Here is an 18,038-nt window from a genome sequence, read left to right as displayed (position 1 = left end):
GCGCCGGAGCAATCCACCAGCGCCAGGATACGGACCATGCACCAGACAAAACGCCAGCCCCGCACCATGGGCTGGCGTTTTGTGTTCCTGGCCCTGGTCCTTGCCGTCACCATCAGCGGCGTGGTGCGCTCCTTGTGGATCGATGTCTACTACATTCCCTCCGAGTCCATGGAGCCGCTACTCCAAGGCGGTGACCGGATCCTGGTCTCGCGCACCGATTTCCAGGCCGACCCCATCAGGCGCGGGGACATCGTCGTCTTTGACGGACGCGGTACGTTCGCGCCCCTGAACAGCGGCAGGGGTCCGCTGATGGACGCAGCGGGCGGCCTCGCCCAGTGGCTGGGCCTCACCGGGAGCGACACCACCTACGTCAAGCGGGTCATAGGCCTCCCAGGCGATACGGTGGTCTGCTGCGACGCGGGCGGCAAGGTCACCGTGAACGGGGTACCGCTGGATGAGCCGTACATCTTTCCCGGAGAGGTCCCGAGCACGCAGAAGTTCAACTCGGTGGTCCCCGAGGGCAGGTTGTGGCTGATGGGGGACCACCGGTCGGTATCCGCCGATTCGCGCAGCCTGCTGGGAGCTCCAGGAGGCGGCATGGTCCCGCTGGAGCGCGTCGTCGGCCGGCCGGTCCAGATCCTGTGGCCCCTTGATAGATTTGCTCCAGTAGAGCGGCCGCCAGTGGTGGGGCCGACAACACAGAACGGACGGTAAATGCCCGAGAACCCAGCGCGGAATCCTGAACCGCGCCATGACGGCGCCGCAGGGAACCAGGCCGTTCCAACCCCCGCAGAGCCGGGCGACAGTCCCGAGGCCGGCACGAACTCCCACCGGAAGGGCGGCTCCCGCTCCAAACCGGCCGGAAAGGCCACGGGCAACCCTTTGCTCGGGTGGCTCAAGGAGATTGCCACCGTCGTGGTCATCGCCGTTGTGCTGTCCTTCCTCATCAAGACTTTCCTCTTCCGGGCGTTCTTCATCCCGTCCGAGTCCATGGTGAACACCCTTGATGTGGACGACCGGATCTTCGTCAATCTCCTCGTCCCGGAGCCGTTTGCGCTCAGCCGGGGGGACGTGGTGGTGTTCCGCGACACCAAGGGCTGGCTGCCGCCAACAGCAGCAAAAACCCAGGGGCCGTTCACCTGGGTTCAGGACGGCCTGACGTTTGTGGGGTTGCTGCCCGACAACACCGACCAGCACCTGGTCAAGCGGGTCATCGGGCTGCCCGGCGACCACGTGGTGTGCTGCGACGCCGGCGGTAAACTGACCATCAACGGAACAGCCGTGGACGAGACCTACATCAACCCCGCCGAAGTCCCGCAGGTCCGTAACTTTGACGTCACCGTTCCGGAGGGCAAAGTGTGGGTGATGGGCGATAACCGTAACCATTCGGCGGATTCCCGGTCACACATGGAAAACGACGGCGGCTTCATCGACCTCAAGGACCTTGAGGGCAAGGCCGCGGTCATCGCGTGGCCGCTGAACCGGATCAAGACCCTGGACAACTACCCGGACGTGTTCCGCAACGTCCCGGCGGGCCGCTGACCATGCCGTCCGCCACCCGGACCGTCCCCGCAGCAGCGCCGCGCAGAAGCGTCGGAGCCACGCCGGCGCGCGGGGCCAAGGCGCCCACCTTGCGGCACGAGCGTACGTTCAAGGCCCAGGGCGTGCGGCTCCTGGCCGGTGTTGACGAGGTGGGCCGCGGTGCGCTTGCCGGGCCGGTCAGCGTGGGAATTGCTGTCGTGGACCTGGAGCGCCAAAAACCGCTGGCGGGCGTGCGGGACAGCAAGCTCCTCAGCCCGGCCGAGCGCGAGCGGCTGGAACCGTTGGTGCGGCGCTGGAGCGTTGCGTCGGCGGTTGGCCATGCGACTGCCGCCGAGATCGATTCGCTCGGCATCATTGCAGCCCTGCGGCTGGCAGGAACCCGTGCCTGGGGGGCCATCCTGGGAGCCGGAGTCATTCCGGAAGCGGTGCTGCTGGATGGAAGCCACAACTGGCTTTCCCCGGCAGAGCAGCTTTCCTTGTTCGACCAGCCGGTGGTGGAAGCCGCCTGTGAAGCGCCCGTCCACACCAAGGTCAAAGCGGACATGCAGTGCCTGAGTGTGGCCGCAGCGAGCGTCATCGCCAAAGTGGAGCGTGACCGGATGATGCGCGAATTGCACCTCGAGTACCCGGATTACGGCTGGGACATCAACAAGGGTTACGCCACCGCAGCCCACCGTGATGTCCTGCGCGCAGCCGGACCGACTCCCTACCACCGGGTCAGTTGGCGGCTGCTTGGCGGCGAGTTGCAGGGCACCGAATCTCCTGACGAAGACCCGCAGGACGAAGCCTGAGTCCTGCTTCCGGCGCCGGTGCCCCCGGACATGGTGCAAGATGGAAGCATGAGTGCCGAGGATCTTGAGAACTATGAAACCGACATGGAGCTTCAGCTCTACCGTGAATACCGCGACGTCGTCGGCCTGTTCACCTACGTTGTCGAGACCGAGCGGCGTTTCTACCTCGCCAACCACGTGGACCTGCAGGCCCGCAGCGCCGACGGCGAGGTCTACTTCGACTTGACCCTCCAGGACGCCTGGGTCTGGGACGTTTACCGCTCAGCGCGCTTCGTCAAGAGCGTCAGGGTCCTGACCTTCAAGGATGTCAACGTCGAAGAACTGCCGCGCAACGAGGAGCTGGCCCTGCCCAAGGACGTGGACCTGGGCAACTAGCAGCGCACCGACTCTTCCTCCACAGAAAGGCCCTGTCCACATACGGCAGGGCCTTTCTGTACCCTGCAGCGGTTCGCCTCCAAGCTGGTTCCGGAGGTAGACATGAAATCGAAGGACCTGCTGGGCCGGCGCGGCGAAGACCTCGCCACCGGTTATCTGGAAACGCTGGGCATGCTGGTGGTGGAGCGCAACTGGCGATGCACCGAGGGCGAGATCGACATCGTGGCCCTTGACGGTGACGCGCTGGTCATCGCAGAAGTCAAAACACGCCGCTCCCTGGACTTTGGCCATCCCTTTGAAGCCGTGGGGCCGGAGAAGCTGGCACGCCTGCACCGGCTCGGCGCCGCCTGGTGCCGCGACCGGGAATTGCGGATGCCCCTGCGCCGCGTGGACGTTATCGCCGTGGTGGACGACGGCGGCGGCCACCCTGTGGTGGAGCACCTCAAGGGGGTTGGGTGATGGCCCTGGGGCGGACTTACTCCATCGCCCTGGTAGGCCTGAACGGGTACGTGGTCGAAGTGGAGGCCGACATTGGCCAAACACTGCCGGCTTTCGTCATCCTCGGGCTCCCGGACGCGGCCCTCAACGAAGCCAAGGAACGGATCCGTTCTGCCGCGAAGAACTCCGGCATTCCGCTCAGCCGCCGGAAGATCACCGCCAACCTCATCCCGGCGTCGCTGCCTAAACGTGGTTCGGGTTTCGACCTCGCGGTCACCATGGCCGTGCTGAGGGCATCGAACGATGTCAAAGCCACCGGACGGACAGTCTTCATTGCCGAGCTCGGCCTCGACGGACGGCTGCGGCCGGTGCGGGGAATCCTGCCTGCCGTGATGGCCGCGGTACAAGCCGGCTATCCGGACGTCGTGGTGGCGCAGGCAAACCTTGCCGAGGCATCGCTCGTGCCTGGAGCCAGTGTCCGCGGCTACCGCACGCTGGCGCGCCTGGCCCTGGACTTCGGGGCGGATCCGCAGGAGCTCGCCTTGGACTTTGAACCGGACGACGCCGACGATGTTGACGATGGACACCCGGCGGCCGGGCCGTGTCCGGACATGGCCGATGTTGCCGGCCAGTCCGAGGCACGCCAGGCGTTGGAAGTGGCTGCCGCAGGGGCACACCACCTGCTCCTCACGGGGCCGCCGGGTCTATGTCCTTAACCATGCATGCGTGAAGGCGCGAGCGGTGGCTGAATTGCAGTCAAAACGTGCTCGTGACTTTCATCGCGGATGCAGCGCCTGCACGAGCCCGGCCGAGCTGCTGCCCTCGCCTGGGCGGCGGTCTCCGGCAAGACGGTCAGATCTAGTGAGATGGGTCCTGATCAGTCACGGAGGGGTTCATTGGTCATATGAGGCAACGTTCTCGGACCCACCCCTATTGCTAACAGTGTCTGGTCTTCAGATGGTACTGAACTCCATCAGCCCTGGGCCTCGGCACATTCTTTCGCACGCCTGCATCGACCCCGCCAGGACGACCGGGCCAACGGTAAGAAGGATGGTAGGCATGAGTTAGCAGCTTGCGCCACGGGTGCCAGGGGTAAGGCGGAAGTGGTCCATGGGTGGGCTGTGCGCTCCAAAGGGGAGAACGTCTTCGCCCCCATGTGTCAGATTGCATTCCAGGACCCACTCGTGTCCTTGTCAGGAAGGAAAGAAGAGGACTCTATTGTGACAGGACCCGGATGGGGCGCTGACGTCACGTTGGGTGTACCAATCTGATAGTGGTTGAACTGCCATCCATTCGGGGCTTCGAGACCGGTCCTGCTAGGTCCGCTGCCTCAAGTGAGGCGTGGGCCGCTCCGGAAGCCCTCCGAGCTGCGCCCGGGGCTACCCCAGGACCTCCAACTCCTGGAGCTTTCCAAGCGCCACGCCCGCCATAAATTGTGTCTGGTCGACGAGGACACTGTCGTCAAACACTGCCCTGGGCGAGTGCATGGGGGCCCACTCCATGGGGTCGATATCTGGAGACCCAGCTCCGAGGTGCCCGTACGCTCCTGGGACCTCCACGAGGACACGGGAGAAATCGTCAGAGCCGGTCCTGGGGGACGGGCTGGGCACGAACCGGTGCTCTCCGAAGAACGTCCGTGCGGTCCTGCCCCAGAGTTCGGCGTCACTTTCGTGATTGACGGTGGCCGGCATAACCGGAGTGAACGTTGCCTCGGCTGTCAGTTGATGAGCAGTCGCCAGTTGCCGGATGAGATCCGGCAACTCCTGTGCGAGCCGCGCTTCGACACCGGGGCTGAAAGACCTGACGCTGGCCCTGAATTCCGCCGAATCAGGTATGACATTAGAGGCGGAACCGCCATGGAATTGGCCCACGGACAGTACCACGGGATCAAAAACGTTGAATCGCCGGGTGATGTACGTTTGGAGCGCGCCAAGCATTTCAGCAGCTACCTGTATGGGATCCAGAGCTTGGAAGGGGCGTGAACCGTGCCCGCCACGCCCGATAACCTTGACGGACAGATCTCCGAAGGCAGCCATGTAGGAGCCGGCACGGGTCGTGAACACGCCTGACGGGATGTCCGAAACGACATGCAAGGCGTAGGCAGCATCCGGTCGCCTGCCGGCTGCGTTAAGAACGCCTTCCTCCAGCATGATGCGGGCCCCCTCATGTCCTTCCTCCCCCGGTTGGAACATGAAGATGACGTCACCGGTCAGGCTGTCACGTACGGACGAAAGCAACCGGGCGGCACCAATCAGGCCCGCTGTATGCAGGTCATGACCGCAGGCATGCATCGCTCCATTAGTCGAGGCAAAGGGTATTCCCGTCTTTTCTGCCACAGGAAGGGCATCCATGTCACCTCTGAGCAGTACAGTGGGACGGCTCCCGACGGGGGCCTGGGTGGCCCCGCCGCGTAGTACCGCAACCACGGACGAGGCTGCTTTTCCCAGGCTTATTTCGAGGTCGAGTCCCTTGAGTGCCTCAAGGACCCGGGCCTGGGTGCGGGGCAGATACAGGCCGACTTCAGGATCGGCGTGCATTTCCCTACGGAAATCGACCAGGTCGCTTCCATAGGCCGGGATCGCCGCTGTGGCGTCCTCAAGGAAACTCAGCGGTGAAAACCGCACCGTATCTGTCGTTGAAGTATCTGTCATTGAAGGACTTTCTCGTCTCATGTTGCCAGGCTCTGGCCTGCTGCTTTCCCGAGAGGACGCGGACCCCCGTCTTAGCCACGCGTCACGTTCCCGGACTGTTTGTCGCAGGCCCCCACGGGGCCTGGCCTACGCTTGTTGGGGTCGGATATGGCGCCTAGAGCGGGGAATCCGTCCTGTCCACGCCAACCACGCGGTCGCCGGTGAAGAAGCGGACGCCATACTGCGGACCGTGGCCACCGATACCGCTGGTGCCCCAAAAGCTCTGGCGTGAACTGCCGGCGAGGTCGCTCATGAATGTGCCGTTGATGCGGACTTCACCGGCACGAATACGGGATCCCACTTCGATGGCCCTTGCTTCATTGGCACCGAATACGTAGGCATCCAGGCCGGTTGCGGGGCCGTTCGCATGGGCAAGTGCCTCCTCGACCGAATGCACCGGATGTACCGTTACCAGCGGCCCGAAAAGCTCTTCCGTGGCGGCCTCGGCGGCACATCCGACGATCATCCCCGGTGCCATGAACCAGCCGTCAAGACCCGGCAGCTCGCCGCCAGTGACGAGCTTTCCCCCCAGCTCGAGGAGCCGATTCACTGAGGCTTTCAAGCCATCACGCTGCCGCTGGAATGCCAGGGGACCCACTTGCGTCGACTCATCCAAGGCGTTTCCGACCCGAAGCTTACTGAGTTCAAACTTCATAGCTTCAACGAAACGGTCGTGAATCGACTCGTCAACCAGTACTTTGCCTGGCGCCTCACACCACTGGCCGTTGAGACGCGTCATGCCCTGCACAATGGACCGCGCCGCCGAGCTGACGTCGGCGTCATTCAGAATGATCACGGGATTGTTGGATCCGAGCTCCATCTGCATGACCGCCAGGTTGGACGCGGCAGCCTGCGCAACCGTCCGGCCTGCGGAATCGCCACCCGTAAATGAAAGAGCCTCGATCCTGGGGTCCGATGTCAGCAGTGCTCCTGTCTCCGAATTCCCATGAATCAGCTGAAACGCGGCGCCCGGGTATCCCAGTTCGGTCATGGCAGACACGATCGCCTCAGCGAAGAGCTGGCAACCGCTGGGGGCGTTCTCGGAGGGTTTGAGGATGACGGGGCAACCGGCCGCCATGGCTGCCGCCACCTTGCCGACCACGGTGAACGTTGGGGCATTCCAGGGGCCGACGATGAGGGCTGGGCCGAGGGGCTTGCGCAGGATGACCACAGACCTGGCATGGTCAAGGGTCTCCGATTCACCAAGCCGTTCCGCTTCAGCAATAGTTCCGCGGACTCTGTCACCCAGTGCACCGGCAATCAGGCGGGTGGTGCGGATAGGAACCCCGGTGTTGATGCTGTCCTGGAGGGCGACTTCTTCGCTCTTCGCATCGAGGGACGCGGCTACCTTCGTCAAGAGCTCAAGGCGGTCCGGGAGTTTGATGTCTTCAAGTTTCCCGGACCTGTGAAGGGTCGCTGCTGCCGCGAGTGCCCGCTCGACATCATCCTTTGCGGTCTTGCGCATCGGCTGCCGGGGTTCGCCAGTATTTGGGTTGGTAAGGTAGCGGCCGTTTTCCTCGAGCTGCAGCCATGTGCCATTGACAAAGGAGCGTTGCTCGACGAGGTCGGGGGCAATATCAGTCAGTTGGGCTAGTCCTTCAGTCATTTAAGGGTTGCTCCTCTGGTTTCGTTTGTGGGTTTTGTCGTCCATAACCAGTGACGGCAGGGGCTGGCCCCCGATGTTTGCTGTTCATGTTCGGAAGGCTGTGCAGCGGCCTAACGTTCGTTCCGGCCCGGCTGTGGCGCAAAGCAAGATCGCGATCACCGGTAACCAGGCCGACGCCGCAACGATCTACGCAGTTATCTGGATCACGATTGCCTGTTGGTCATGTTCAGCACGACGCGGATCGTCGACGCATCCGCCATCGCTTCGAATCCCTCGTTGATGCGGTCGAAGGGCAGCTCTTTGGTAACCATTCCATCGAGATCCAGCCGATTGTTCAGGTAGTGGTCGGTGAACATGTCGACATCGCTGAGGAACCTGTTCGCACCCATGTACGCGCCTTGGAGGTGTCGGTCGCCGTAGATGAGTGCATCTGCGGGGATACGCAGTTCGGACCCGGTGGGCATGAGACCGAGTATGCTGGCGGTTCCGTTCGGGCTCAGGAGCGAAAAGGCGAGTTCCGCTGTCTCACTGCGGCCGACCGCCTCGATTGCATGGCTAACACCCTGGGGAAGAAGTGACCGGACCTGGATGAGTGTTTCTGTCGGGTCAGGTGATGAGAGAACTGTGTCCGTGGCACCGAAGTTGCGGGCGAGCTCCAGCTTCGCGGGCACGGCGTCAATGGCAATGATCCGTCGAGCCCCAGCCAGCCTTGCACCCTGGATGGCGGCTATTCCGACGCCGCCGCAGCCGATTACGGCGACAGTATCCTCTGGCCCTACTTTTGCGCCGTGAATGACCGCGCCGACTCCTGTACTGATGCAGCAACCGAGAAGACATGCCACCTGGGGAGGCAGGTCAGAGCCGACCACTGCAACGGATGCCTCTTTCACCAGGAAGGCCTCCGCAAATGCGCCGATACCGCCGAGCGACTCGACGCTTGATCCATCATGTGAGATGAGTCTGGGCCGCTGCCGCTCACGCATCGAGTCGACCCGTTCGCACTGGGTCGGGCGCCCGCTGATGCAGTTGCGGCAAGCGCCACAGGACGGGGTTACGGTTGTTACGACGCGGTCTCCAGTCTTAATTCTTGTGACGCCGGAGCCGACGCGCTCGACAATGCCTACGACTTCATGTCCGAGGACCGCCGGCAGGGAGATATCCAGGGCCCCCTTCAGGTAGTGCAGATCGCTGTGGCAAAGGCCAACTCGCTCCGTCCGGATGAGGACCTCATGGTCCTCCGGATCATCCAGCAGCAGCTCGCGGATCTGGAGAGGTGTTCCGGGCTTTTCCAGTACGGCGGCAAGAATGGGTGTAGGCACTTGGCTTCCTTGAGGGTTTAGGCATTTGCAGATGGATCGCTTCGACCATCTTCGGCCCTGGCAGAGTTTCAAAAGTGTGTGGAGGGAACAGCCTTTACGGCCACTATGTGCAAGGTGACCAGCGTCGGCACATGGTGGAATGACAGGGATTAAAGACAGCTTCCGCTTCCAACTCGGGATCCGCTCCGGCTGTCATCCACAGCGGCCCACCGCTCAACATGGTGTTCCATGGCGCGAAGGGCTTCCTCCAGCTTCGCCAGCAGTACCCGGGTCTCCTCTTTGCTGATCACCAAGGGCGGGGACAGGATCACCGCGTTGTTCAGCGGAGCAATGCCTGCCGGATAGACAATAAGCCCCTGGGCGAGGCATTCCTGCACGAAGGTGTTGGCCGCTCCGAGCGCAGGATCGGGCGCCTGCTTGCTTTCCTGGTCCGTAACGAACTCGAAGCCCCACAGCAGGCCCCGGCCACGGACATCGGCCATGCAGTGGTACCTGGCTGCCAGGGAGAGCAGTCCTTCTTTGAGCTGCTTCCCCCGCTGCCGGACGTTTGCAAGGACGTTCCGGCGTTCCATGAAGTCCAGGACCGCCAGGCAGGTGGCTGCCCCCAGGGGATTCCCCGAAAAGGTGTGCCCGAACGGAGCGACACCGCTGCCTTCCCTGAGCGCCTCGACAACATGGCCTCGGAGCAGGACGCCGGCAACAGGGGAATAACCGGCACTTAATCCTTTACCGATGAGAAGAAGGTCCGGGACGACGTTCTCGTAGGAACTCGCAAACCAATCTCCCGTCCGCCCGACGCCCGTGATGACCTCATCAATGATCAGCAGCACATTCAACCGGTCACAGATTTCGCGCAACCGGGAGAGGTAGCTAGCCGGAGGCGTCAGGACCCCGCCGGCGGCTCCAACGATCGGTTCCACGATCACTGCTGCGACCGTGCCAGGGTCCTCGTTCCGAATGGCATCTTCGAAGGCTTGCGCAGCCCGCAGCGCGTATGCTTCTTCGTTCTCGCCCGGCTGCGCGAAGCGATACGCGTAGGCCGGCGGGGCGAAGGAGAACGCATGCAACAACGGCCCGTAGTCGGGGCGGCGTGCTGCATGTCCCGACATTGACAGGGCTCCCATGGTCATGCCGTGATAGCTGATGTTCCGGCCGAGAACTTTGACTTTGCCCGGGAGCCCCCTTTCGCGCCAGTAGCTGACTGCTGTCCGGATGGCGAACTCGGACGCCTCTGATCCGCTGTTGACGAAGAATGCCCAGTCAAGGTCTCCCGGTGCCAGATCGGTGAGCCGCCTTGCCAAGGCCTCGGCGGGCACATTCGTGAACTGGGTTCGGTAAGTAAAGGCCACCCGGCATGACTGCGCCTTCATCGCCTCTGCAACTTCTTCTACGCCATGGCCGATGTTTGCAGTCATGGCCCCGCTGCACCCGTCCAGGTACTGCAGACCGGCTGAGTCATACAAGTAGACCCCCCGGCCATGGGTGACCACCGGGTATGTCTTATCAATGGTCTGCTTCAACAGAGCGCTCTCAGAAATGGAATACTCCTTTACTGTCCTGGCGAGCCTTCTGAGGCGTTTGTACCAGGGCTGATAGATGGTCGCTTGCCTCAGTGGAGGTCCGGCGGTGTTGCACAGGCCTCAGAAGATGCAGGCCGGGCCATCGAGTTGACCCCGTCAGGTATGACCAGAAGTGGGGTGATCAGAGATCAACGGGTTCGGCACTGCTGTGGTGACGTCGTTCTGGAGGTCACCACAGCAGTGCCTCGGGCCCGGCACGAGTCCGGAATCCCGGGGGGTTAGCTCTTGTTTTCCGCCGTAGCGCAGTTCTCGCTTTTGGCCGGTTCGTGCTCCTGGCTTGATACCGGGGGCAGAAGCGCGGCGTATGCTTCGGGCCGTTTTGAGCGCATCACCAGTGCGGTCACCAAACCGCCGACAAACAGGGCTCCCATGACCGTTAGCAGGATGCCTGCAGCCAGGTCACCGCCGACAAGAAGCCCAAAGTTCTGCACGACCAGGAAGACAATCGCGCCGAGACCGATCACAGCAAGAGCGGGAGCAAACAGCGTGGCCCACAGCTTTCCTGTTGCCTTTCTCCGGAAGAACACGAGCACCGAGAATGACGTGAGGGCCATCAGAACCACCACGCCGAGTGTTGCTGATCCCGAAAACCAGGTGTACGCCTGCGTCACCGGGTCTAGCCCGAGGAGCGCCTCGACCCCAAGCAGGGCAATTGCCACGACCGACACAGTCAACGAGGCCCTGGAAGGAGCTCGGTGTCGGGGATGGACCGTGCCAAGCCCGGAGGGGAGCACGCCCTGCGTTCCGAGGGTGAACAGGTAGCGCGTCAGCACGTTCTGGAACGTGAGAATGCAGGCGAAGAGGCTGCTGATCAGGAAGACTTGAAGGAGAGTTGCCAGGACAGGGGAGACGTACTTCGCGGCCAAACCGACCACGATGCTGGTGGGATCATTCGTAGCCACTTCAACGATGTTGCTGTCACCGATACCGGCCTGCATGGCCCATGCGGTGAACGTGTAGAAGATGCCGACAGCGAGGACGGCGATGTACGTTGCGCGCGGTATTGTGCGGTCGGGGTCACGCGCTTCGTTGCGGAAAACAGCGGTGGCCTCAAAACCAATGAATGAGAAGAAGGCAAACATGACGCCCAGCGGCGGGACACCTTCACCCAGACGGGCGGGGGACAGTGAGTCACCGCTCAAACCTTCCGCACCGCCGTGGACAACCACCCCGATGTTTACTGCCAACAGAACGACCGTTTCAATGACCAGGACCACACCCAGCACCTTGGCGGAGAGCTCGACGTCCCGGTACGCAAGAGCACCGCAGATCGCCATCAGCACCAGACTGCACAGCCACCAAGGCAGATCCGGGCCGCCCAGATCGTGAACAGTGGTCTGGGCCGCTGATCCCAAGTATGAACACAGCGCAAGAAACAGGAGCAGGTAAGTACCCAGTGCAAAGGTGGAAGCCCCTAGCCCCATGCCCCGGCCGAGGCCAGTCTGTATGTAGGAGTAAAAGGCCCCCGCATTTTTCACGAACGGCGTCATACGCGTGAAGCCAATCGCGAACAGAAACAGGATCGCCGTGGCGATGAGGAAGAACAGTGGACCGCCCGTGCTTTCCGAGGCAGATACCACCACAGGCCAGCCGGCCACGACAGCTGTCATCGGTGCGGCACCAGCCACAACCATGAACACGATTGATCCGACACCTAGCCCGCGGCCGAGTAACTTGTCGGGGGTCAGGAGTCCGTTGGGTCCGGCATCCACCGGCTCAAATTGAACATTATTAGTTGCCATTCGTCCCTCCCGGACGTTTGAAGCCTAGTCATTTCACGATGCTTTCGACAGGGCGAAAATGAGTAGCACCGCTGAAATCCAACTGCAGTCGTGGCCCCCTTGCCACGGCTGCTGTGAACTGGGTTACAGCCTAAAGTCGCTCCTTACACGCTGCTGTGTCAGCTCTGCACACTATCCCCACCGCTCATGGTCGCAATGCACAGTTTTGGCGCATGTCACCCCGGTGTGCAGGTTGCACATGCCTGACATCGATGTGGTGCCCGTCGCACTCGCTCCCTGGCCGGAGCCCGGGCATGCTCGATACCAACGGAGCTTCCCAGACTCCACATGGGACTAGGAATCTTTGACGAAATCCACTCTCCTGAAGGAGCACCCGAGTATGAGCAGCATTATTTCCGTTTACAACCCCGCTACAGAGGAACTGATTGGTGAAGTCCCTTCGTACGACTTGGCTGAGGTTGACGCGGCCGTCGAGCGTGCCCGGAAGGCGCAGAGCATTTGGGCGCGGAAGCCTATCGCCGAACGCCGTGACGCCCTCTGGGCCATCGCGGACGCTGTCATCGCGCACACCGACGAGCTGGCCTTGCTCGAATCAACCGACGTGGGCAAACCGCTGGCCGCCGCCCGGCAGGAAGTGCTCGGAGTAGCCGAATGCTTCAAGTACTACGCGGGCATTATCGACAAGATCCTCGGCGACACCATTCCCGTCGACGGTGGCATCAGCATGACCTTCCGTGAGCCGATGGGCGTCGTAGCCGTCATCTCCCCGTGGAACTTCCCTCTGCCGATCGCGTCATGGGGTATCGCACCTGCCCTCGCCTGCGGCAACGCCGTAATCGTTAAGCCTGCGGCCCTCACCCCGCTGTCCACTGTCCGTCTTGGCCAAATCGTGAACGAACTGGGCGTCGTCGGCGACGCGCTGCAGGTCCTCACCGGCTCTGGGGCACGCGTCGGTAACGCCCTTGCCGAACACCCCGGCGTTAACAAGGTCAGTTTCACCGGTTCCACCGAAACCGGCCGGTCGATTATCCAGGCAGCGTCCAAGACGATGAAACGGGTCACCCTCGAACTGGGTGGCAAGTCCGCCAGCATCGTCTACAACGACGTAGACCTTGCAAAGTGCGTCCAGGCGGCGCCTATGTCTGTCTTCGACAACACTGGTCAGGACTGCTGCGCCCGCAGCCGTTTTCTCGTTCAGCGGGGAGTCTTCGACGAGTTCGTTGAAGGGTTCATCGAAACGACCCGCGCCCTGAAGATCGGTAACCCGCTCGATGCCACAACAAATCTCGGCCCTCTGGTATCGGCCAGCCACCGCGAATCCGTGTCCAGCTTCCTCGGTGACGGACTGAACGTTGTCACCGCAGGCGAGGCACCGGAGGGTCCCGGCTTCTGGATGGCACCGCGGATCGTTATTGCGCCGGACCCCAAGAGCCGGGTGGCAACTGATGAGATCTTCGGCCCCATCGCCTCGGTCATCCCCTTTGACACCGAGGAAGAAGCCATCGCCCTGGCAAACAGCTCCATCTACGGGCTCAGCGGCTCCATCTGGACCAACGATGTAGGCCAGGCACTCAGGACAGCACGGGGAGTGGAATCCGGGGCTCTGTCCGTCAACTCCAACTCTTCGATCCGGATGCAAACGCCCTTCGGCGGCTTCAAGCAGTCCGGCATCGGCCGCGGACTGGGCCAGGCAGCCATCGAGGCCTACACCGAACTCAAAACCGTCTTTGTAAGGACTGATCGTGACAACTGAGACAGGGGAACTGGTCCGCACCGACCAAGGCATCTCTTCCGAAGTTTCCGGTGCAACAGACAGTGCTGTGCAGACCCTGAGCGTGCTTTACGGCAGCCAGACCGGGAACGCAGAATTCCTGGCATCCAAGATCGTGGACAAGGCAAACGCCCAGGGCTATGCAGCCGAGCTGATGAGCCTGGACATGCTCACCCCCGAAGATGCGGCGCGCAAGGACCGGCTGCTGATCGTTACCGCCACACACGACAACGGCCACATGCCCGATAACGCGCAACCGTTTTGGGATCAACTTCAGAGCGCTGGCGCAGACCTCTTTGAGGATGTGCCCTTCGCGGTCCTTGCCATTGGCGACTCGATGTACGAAGACTTCTGCAAGGCCGGCATCGACCTTGACACACGTCTTGGCGAACTCGGCGGCAAGCGGATCCTTGACCGCCTTGACTGCGATGTCGACTATGACCTGACGTCGGGCAAGTGGATCAAGGGCATGCTTGAGACCTTCAAGACAGTTGTTCCCAAGAAGCCAGGCAAAACCCCGCAAGCCTCCTCCGCCCCGGGAACAACGCCCGCTGAGCAGCCCAAAACCACCCGCCGGGAACCTGATACGGCCACTGTCGTCGAGGCCCGCCTCCTGAGCGCTCCGGAGTCTGAAAAAGAGGTCTGGCACTATGAGCTGGAGGTCAGCGGCGACGGCCGCAACTACCGGCCGGGTGACTCACTCGCCGTAATCCCGGCCAACTCCGGCGAGCTCGTCGATGACCTCCTCGCCTTTCTGGGCCTCGAGGGAAGCGAGGTGTTCGGTAACGACGGCAAGACAGTACGCGAGTCCCTCCAAAACGACTATGAGCTTCGGCTGCCTCATCTGGGCATCGTGGCCTGGCTGGTTGAAGATCTCGCGCCCGATCATCCCGTGCGGAACCTCGTCGAGTCCGGTGATCGCCTGGCGTTGGAGAATTGGCTGTGGGGACGGGACATGCTGGACGTCCTGCAGGAAACGAGATCAACAGATGTTGATCCGCACGAGTTCATCCCAATGCTGCGGCCTTTGCAGCACCGGTCTTACTCCATCGCATCCAGTCCACTTGCTGACGGTGACCGTGTCCACCTGACGGTCTCTTCCGTGCGGTACGAGGCTGCCGGGCGCCGGCATTCGGGCGCTTGCAGCGGTTTCCTCCAGTCCGCCGCGGAAACCAAGACGGCCATGAAAGTGTTCCCGCTGCCGGCCCACGAGTTCCACCTGCCCGACGACAGCTCAACTGATGTGATCATGATCGGCCCAGGCGTCGGAATTGCCCCGTTCCGCGGCTTCCTTCGTGAGCGCGAAGTCTCACAGGCCCGGGGACGGAACTGGCTGCTCTTCGGGGACCGTCACGAGAAGCCGTCCTGGCTCTATCAGGATGAAATGGAAGAACTGCAGACCAATGGAGTGCTGGACCGGCTCAGCCTGGCGTTTTCCCGGGATCAACAGGGCAAGGTCTACGTCCAGGACAGGATCCGCGAGGAAGGTGAAGACGTTTTTGCCTGGCTGTCGGGCGGTGCTTCGGTCTACGTGTGCGGCGGCAAACAGATAGCACCTGACGTTGACGAAGCCTTGCTGGCCGTGCTCATCAGCCACGGTGGAATGACGCCCGAATTGGCGCACGACTACCTGCAGTCCATGAAAGGCGAAGGACGTTACGTCAAGGACGTCTACTAAGCCTGCCTGCCCGCTCGGTTCCGGGGATTTTCGCACCCCTGGAACCGGGCAGGAACACAACAAAGCCTTGGCCTGAGTGCAGGGACGCGGTCTCAAATGTGACGTGGCTTACCGAATGCATGTAGCCGGCAATCATGATGTGCACTTTGCACATACGCCCGCGAGACCCCGCATTTAGTGTCTTTAGTAACCGATATCAATGAGGATAAAGAGGTACACAGTGAATCCGATCACACAGGTCCCGGAGGACCTCCAAGAACTCGAGGCAATCGACATGCAGGATAAAACCGCCGCAGGGTCAGCCCACGACGAACTGCAAAAGTTCGTCTCCGAAAACGACATCAAAACCTTCAAAGTGGGCGTCGTGGACCTGGACGGTGTGTGGCGCGGCAAGCGCATCCCCGCCCGGTACTTCCTGGAAAGTGTCGCTGAGCGCGGCACAAACATCTGCAACATCATCTTCGGCTGGGACATTCAGGATGAGATCATTTCTGATCTCAGCTACACGGGGTGGGACTCGGGCTACCCTGACGTGACCCTGCTGCCGGATCTCAACACCCTGAAGGTTGTTCCGGGGGAACCTGGGGTCGCATCCGTCATTTGCGATGCCTACGAAATGTCCGGCGAGCCGGCGGCGATCTGTCCCCGGAGCATTCTTAAGCGGGTTGTGAAGAAAGCCGAAGACCTCGGTTACTCGCCGGTCTGCGCCTACGAGTTCGAGTTTTACCTGTTCAAGGGGACTCCAACCGAGCTTGCCGCCAACGGCTGGCGTGACCTGACTCCCATCACGGCTGGCAGCCACACCTACAGCCTCGTCAGGGACACAGGCACCGAGTTCCTCATCGGCGAGATCCGCCGCCGCCTGTCTGAGCAGGGTATTTTCATCGAGGCCAGCAACAGCGAAAACGGCCCGGGCCAGTTCGAGATGAACATCCACTACTCGGATGCTCTCGCAGCCGCGGACAACGCCCTCCGGCTTAAGGCCACCGTCAAGGAGGTCGCAGCTGAAGCCGGCTACACGGCATCGTTCATGGCCAAGATCAACCCGGAGTGGGCCGGCTCCTCCGGGCACATGCACCAGAGTCTCTGGGATCCGGAATCCGGCAAGTCAGCTTTCGCCAATGCCGAGGAGCCCGGCGAGCTGAGCGCCGTCGGGTACAACTACCTGGCGGGCGTCGTCGAGACGGCGCCGGAGCTTACCGCCCTCTACCTGCCCACCATCAACTCCTATAAGCGGACCGAAGGCGGGCAATGGGCCGGATCCAGCGCCACCTGGGGCCTGGACAACCGTACGGTTGCCATCAGGTCCATCCCGTCAACGGGCAGTGCTGCGCGCATCGAAAACCGGGTACCTGGCGCTGACGCCAATCCTTACCTGGTCATCGCTGCCAGCATCGCCGCCGGCCTGCACGGCGTGGACACAAAGATGACCGCTCCCAAGCGGGTGGTAGGCAACGCATACGCCCTGGAGGAGGGACACCAGGTAAAGGAGCTCCCCGCAACACTCGGCCAGGCCATCGAACAGTTCGAGAAGAGCGAGGTCGCCAAGGAGTACTTCGGTGAAACCTTCGTCACGCACTACGTCCAGACGAGGCGCTGGGAGCTCCGCAAGCTTCAGACCAGTGTCACCGACTTCGAAATCGCACGTTACCTGGAACGAATCTAGCGCCCAGTGCAGCGCTGAGAAGCGTTCAATCCACCATTTTCCTTACCAAGAAAGAAGAAACACCCAATGACTACTCACCCCGGAAAGATCGCCGCAGTCACCGGAGCCGCGTCCGGAAACGGCCTTGCCATCGCAGAAAAGCTGCTCAAGGAGGGCGCTACCGTCGTAGCCCTCGACCGTGACGAGGCCGCGCTCGAGCGCCTGGTTGGCCAGCACCCGGAAATGGTTCCTGTTGTTATGGACGTCGCCGACGAGGCTTCGGTCGGCAGCGGCATGGCCGAGATCGATGCCAAGTTCGGCCGGCTCGACACCCTCGTCAACAACGCAGGCATCGTCAAGGGCAGCAACTTCGATGACCTCGGCGTTGCCGAATGGGACCAGGTCTTCGCCGTGAACTCCACAGGCCCGTTCCTGGTCAGCCAGGCTGCACGTCCGCTGCTGGAGAAGGGCGCCGCCGCCCGAGGCGACGATTCAACCAGCGCCATCGTCAACATCACATCAGTCGAGGCCCATATCGTCATCGCCAGCAGCGGGCACCCCCAGGTGCATTACAACGCTTCCAAGGGTGCACTCCTGATGTTCACGAAGGCTTTGGCCATCGAAACCGCGGCTTCCAAGATCCGCGTCAATGCTGTTGCCCCGGGCTTCATCGAGACCCCGTTCACCAAGTCCGTGCTGGAGAACCAAGAGGCCGTGAAGTTCCTCCTTGACCGTACGCCGCTCGGACGTATCGGCCGCCCGTCCGACGTTGCCAACGCCGTCGCGTTCCTGGCCAGCGACGAGGCCAGCTGGGTGACCGGTACCACCATCCACGTCGACGGTGGCTGGCTGGTTTACTGA

Annotated in this window: 14 protein-coding genes and 1 pseudogene; 10 read left to right on the top strand and 5 right to left on the bottom strand. The window is 62.1% G+C overall.

Annotation, left to right across the window (positions count from 1 at the left end):
- Window positions 1-36: 36 nt before the first annotated feature.
- The 6 genes and pseudogenes from lepB (DFO47_RS04360) to DFO47_RS04335 form a co-directional block, all read left to right on the top strand.
- Window positions 37-714: a signal peptidase I gene (lepB, locus tag DFO47_RS04360; RefSeq protein WP_109044994.1), complete on the top strand. Its 678-nt coding sequence runs from the start codon at window positions 37-39 to the stop codon at window positions 712-714.
- Window positions 715-1,542, top strand: a complete 828-nt coding sequence (gene lepB, locus DFO47_RS04355; RefSeq protein WP_133830841.1) for a signal peptidase I — start codon at window positions 715-717, stop codon at window positions 1,540-1,542. It begins immediately after the preceding gene.
- 2 nt (window positions 1,543-1,544) lie between these two features.
- Window positions 1,545-2,333 (top strand): ribonuclease HII, encoded by a 789-nt coding sequence (locus DFO47_RS04350; protein ID WP_243835350.1) that lies wholly within the window; start codon window positions 1,545-1,547, stop codon window positions 2,331-2,333.
- A gap of 48 nt (window positions 2,334-2,381) precedes the next feature.
- Complete coding sequence (locus tag DFO47_RS04345; protein WP_018759992.1) at window positions 2,382-2,708, top strand: DUF2469 domain-containing protein; 327 nt, start codon at window positions 2,382-2,384, stop codon at window positions 2,706-2,708.
- A gap of 102 nt (window positions 2,709-2,810) precedes the next feature.
- Window positions 2,811-3,167, top strand: a complete 357-nt coding sequence (locus DFO47_RS04340) for a YraN family protein (RefSeq protein ID WP_018759991.1) — start codon at window positions 2,811-2,813, stop codon at window positions 3,165-3,167.
- Window positions 3,167-3,850, top strand: a pseudogene (locus DFO47_RS04335) (magnesium chelatase domain-containing protein); the annotation flags it as partial. The gene DFO47_RS04340 and the pseudogene DFO47_RS04335, both read left to right, overlap by 1 nt.
- A 675-nt stretch (window positions 3,851-4,525) precedes the next feature.
- On the opposite strand, the gene DFO47_RS04330 reads toward DFO47_RS04335, so the two are convergent.
- The 5 genes from DFO47_RS04330 to DFO47_RS04310 all read right to left on the bottom strand — a co-directional run bounded on the left by DFO47_RS04330 (window position 4,526) and on the right by DFO47_RS04310 (window position 12,083).
- Window positions 4,526-5,797, bottom strand: a complete 1,272-nt coding sequence (locus tag DFO47_RS04330; RefSeq protein ID WP_133830840.1) for a M20 family metallopeptidase — start codon at window positions 5,795-5,797, stop codon at window positions 4,526-4,528.
- A gap of 154 nt (window positions 5,798-5,951) precedes the next feature.
- Window positions 5,952-7,442, bottom strand: a complete 1,491-nt coding sequence (locus DFO47_RS04325) for an aldehyde dehydrogenase family protein (RefSeq protein WP_133830839.1) — start codon at window positions 7,440-7,442, stop codon at window positions 5,952-5,954.
- A 203-nt stretch (window positions 7,443-7,645) separates the two neighbouring features.
- Complete coding sequence (locus tag DFO47_RS04320) at window positions 7,646-8,761, bottom strand: Zn-dependent alcohol dehydrogenase (RefSeq protein ID WP_166651676.1); 1,116 nt, start codon at window positions 8,759-8,761, stop codon at window positions 7,646-7,648.
- A 149-nt stretch (window positions 8,762-8,910) separates the two neighbouring features.
- The gene (locus tag DFO47_RS04315) at window positions 8,911-10,251 is read right to left on the bottom strand and encodes an aminotransferase class III-fold pyridoxal phosphate-dependent enzyme (RefSeq protein WP_133831058.1); all 1,341 of its coding nucleotides are present in this window, start codon (window positions 10,249-10,251) and stop codon (window positions 8,911-8,913) included.
- Window positions 10,252-10,559: 308 nt separating this feature from the next.
- Window positions 10,560-12,083 carry an APC family permease gene (locus DFO47_RS04310; RefSeq protein WP_133830838.1) on the bottom strand — a complete coding sequence of 508 codons (1,524 nt, stop codon included), beginning with the start codon at window positions 12,081-12,083 and terminating at the stop codon, window positions 10,560-10,562.
- A 379-nt stretch (window positions 12,084-12,462) separates the two neighbouring features.
- Between DFO47_RS04310 and DFO47_RS04305 the strand changes: the two genes are divergently transcribed.
- From DFO47_RS04305 to DFO47_RS04290, 4 genes are all read left to right on the top strand, one after another.
- Window positions 12,463-13,836, top strand: a complete 1,374-nt coding sequence (locus DFO47_RS04305) for an aldehyde dehydrogenase family protein (RefSeq protein WP_133830837.1) — start codon at window positions 12,463-12,465, stop codon at window positions 13,834-13,836.
- Window positions 13,826-15,532, top strand: coding sequence for a sulfite reductase flavoprotein subunit alpha (locus DFO47_RS04300; protein WP_133830836.1), 1,707 nt, complete (start codon window positions 13,826-13,828; stop codon window positions 15,530-15,532). Before DFO47_RS04305 ends, DFO47_RS04300 begins: the two co-directional genes overlap by 11 nt.
- Window positions 15,533-15,752: 220 nt before the next feature.
- Window positions 15,753-17,198 carry a glutamine synthetase family protein gene (locus DFO47_RS04295; protein WP_243835349.1) on the top strand — a complete coding sequence of 482 codons (1,446 nt, stop codon included), beginning with the start codon at window positions 15,753-15,755 and terminating at the stop codon, window positions 17,196-17,198.
- 66 nt (window positions 17,199-17,264) lie between these two features.
- Window positions 17,265-18,038, top strand: coding sequence for an SDR family oxidoreductase (locus DFO47_RS04290; protein WP_133830835.1), 774 nt, complete (start codon window positions 17,265-17,267; stop codon window positions 18,036-18,038).

The sequence above is a fragment of the Arthrobacter sp. AG258 genome (genome assembly GCF_004364695.1).
Classification (GTDB): domain Bacteria; phylum Actinomycetota; class Actinomycetes; order Actinomycetales; family Micrococcaceae; genus Arthrobacter.
The sequence above is the reverse complement of the archived record's forward strand: the minus strand, read 5'-3'. Positions and strand labels throughout refer to the sequence as shown.

Excerpts from the sequence above, each read along its gene's own strand:
- lepB (WP_109044994.1), top strand. The coding sequence starts at position 37 with ATGCACCAGACAAAACGCCAGCCCCGCACCATGGGCTGGCGTTTTGTG.
- lepB (WP_133830841.1), top strand. The coding sequence starts at position 715 with ATGCCCGAGAACCCAGCGCGGAATCCTGAACCGCGCCATGACGGCGCC.
- DFO47_RS04350 (WP_243835350.1), top strand. The coding sequence starts at position 1,545 with ATGCCGTCCGCCACCCGGACCGTCCCCGCAGCAGCGCCGCGCAGAAGC.
- DFO47_RS04345 (WP_018759992.1), top strand. The coding sequence starts at position 2,382 with ATGAGTGCCGAGGATCTTGAGAACTATGAAACCGACATGGAGCTTCAG.
- DFO47_RS04340 (WP_018759991.1), top strand. The coding sequence starts at position 2,811 with ATGAAATCGAAGGACCTGCTGGGCCGGCGCGGCGAAGACCTCGCCACC.
- DFO47_RS04330 (WP_133830840.1), bottom strand. The coding sequence starts at position 5,797 with ATGACAGATACTTCAACGACAGATACGGTGCGGTTTTCACCGCTGAGT.
- DFO47_RS04325 (WP_133830839.1), bottom strand. The coding sequence starts at position 7,442 with ATGACTGAAGGACTAGCCCAACTGACTGATATTGCCCCCGACCTCGTC.
- DFO47_RS04310 (WP_133830838.1), bottom strand. The coding sequence starts at position 12,083 with ATGGCAACTAATAATGTTCAATTTGAGCCGGTGGATGCCGGACCCAAC.
- DFO47_RS04305 (WP_133830837.1), top strand. The coding sequence starts at position 12,463 with ATGAGCAGCATTATTTCCGTTTACAACCCCGCTACAGAGGAACTGATT.
- DFO47_RS04290 (WP_133830835.1), top strand. The coding sequence starts at position 17,265 with ATGACTACTCACCCCGGAAAGATCGCCGCAGTCACCGGAGCCGCGTCC.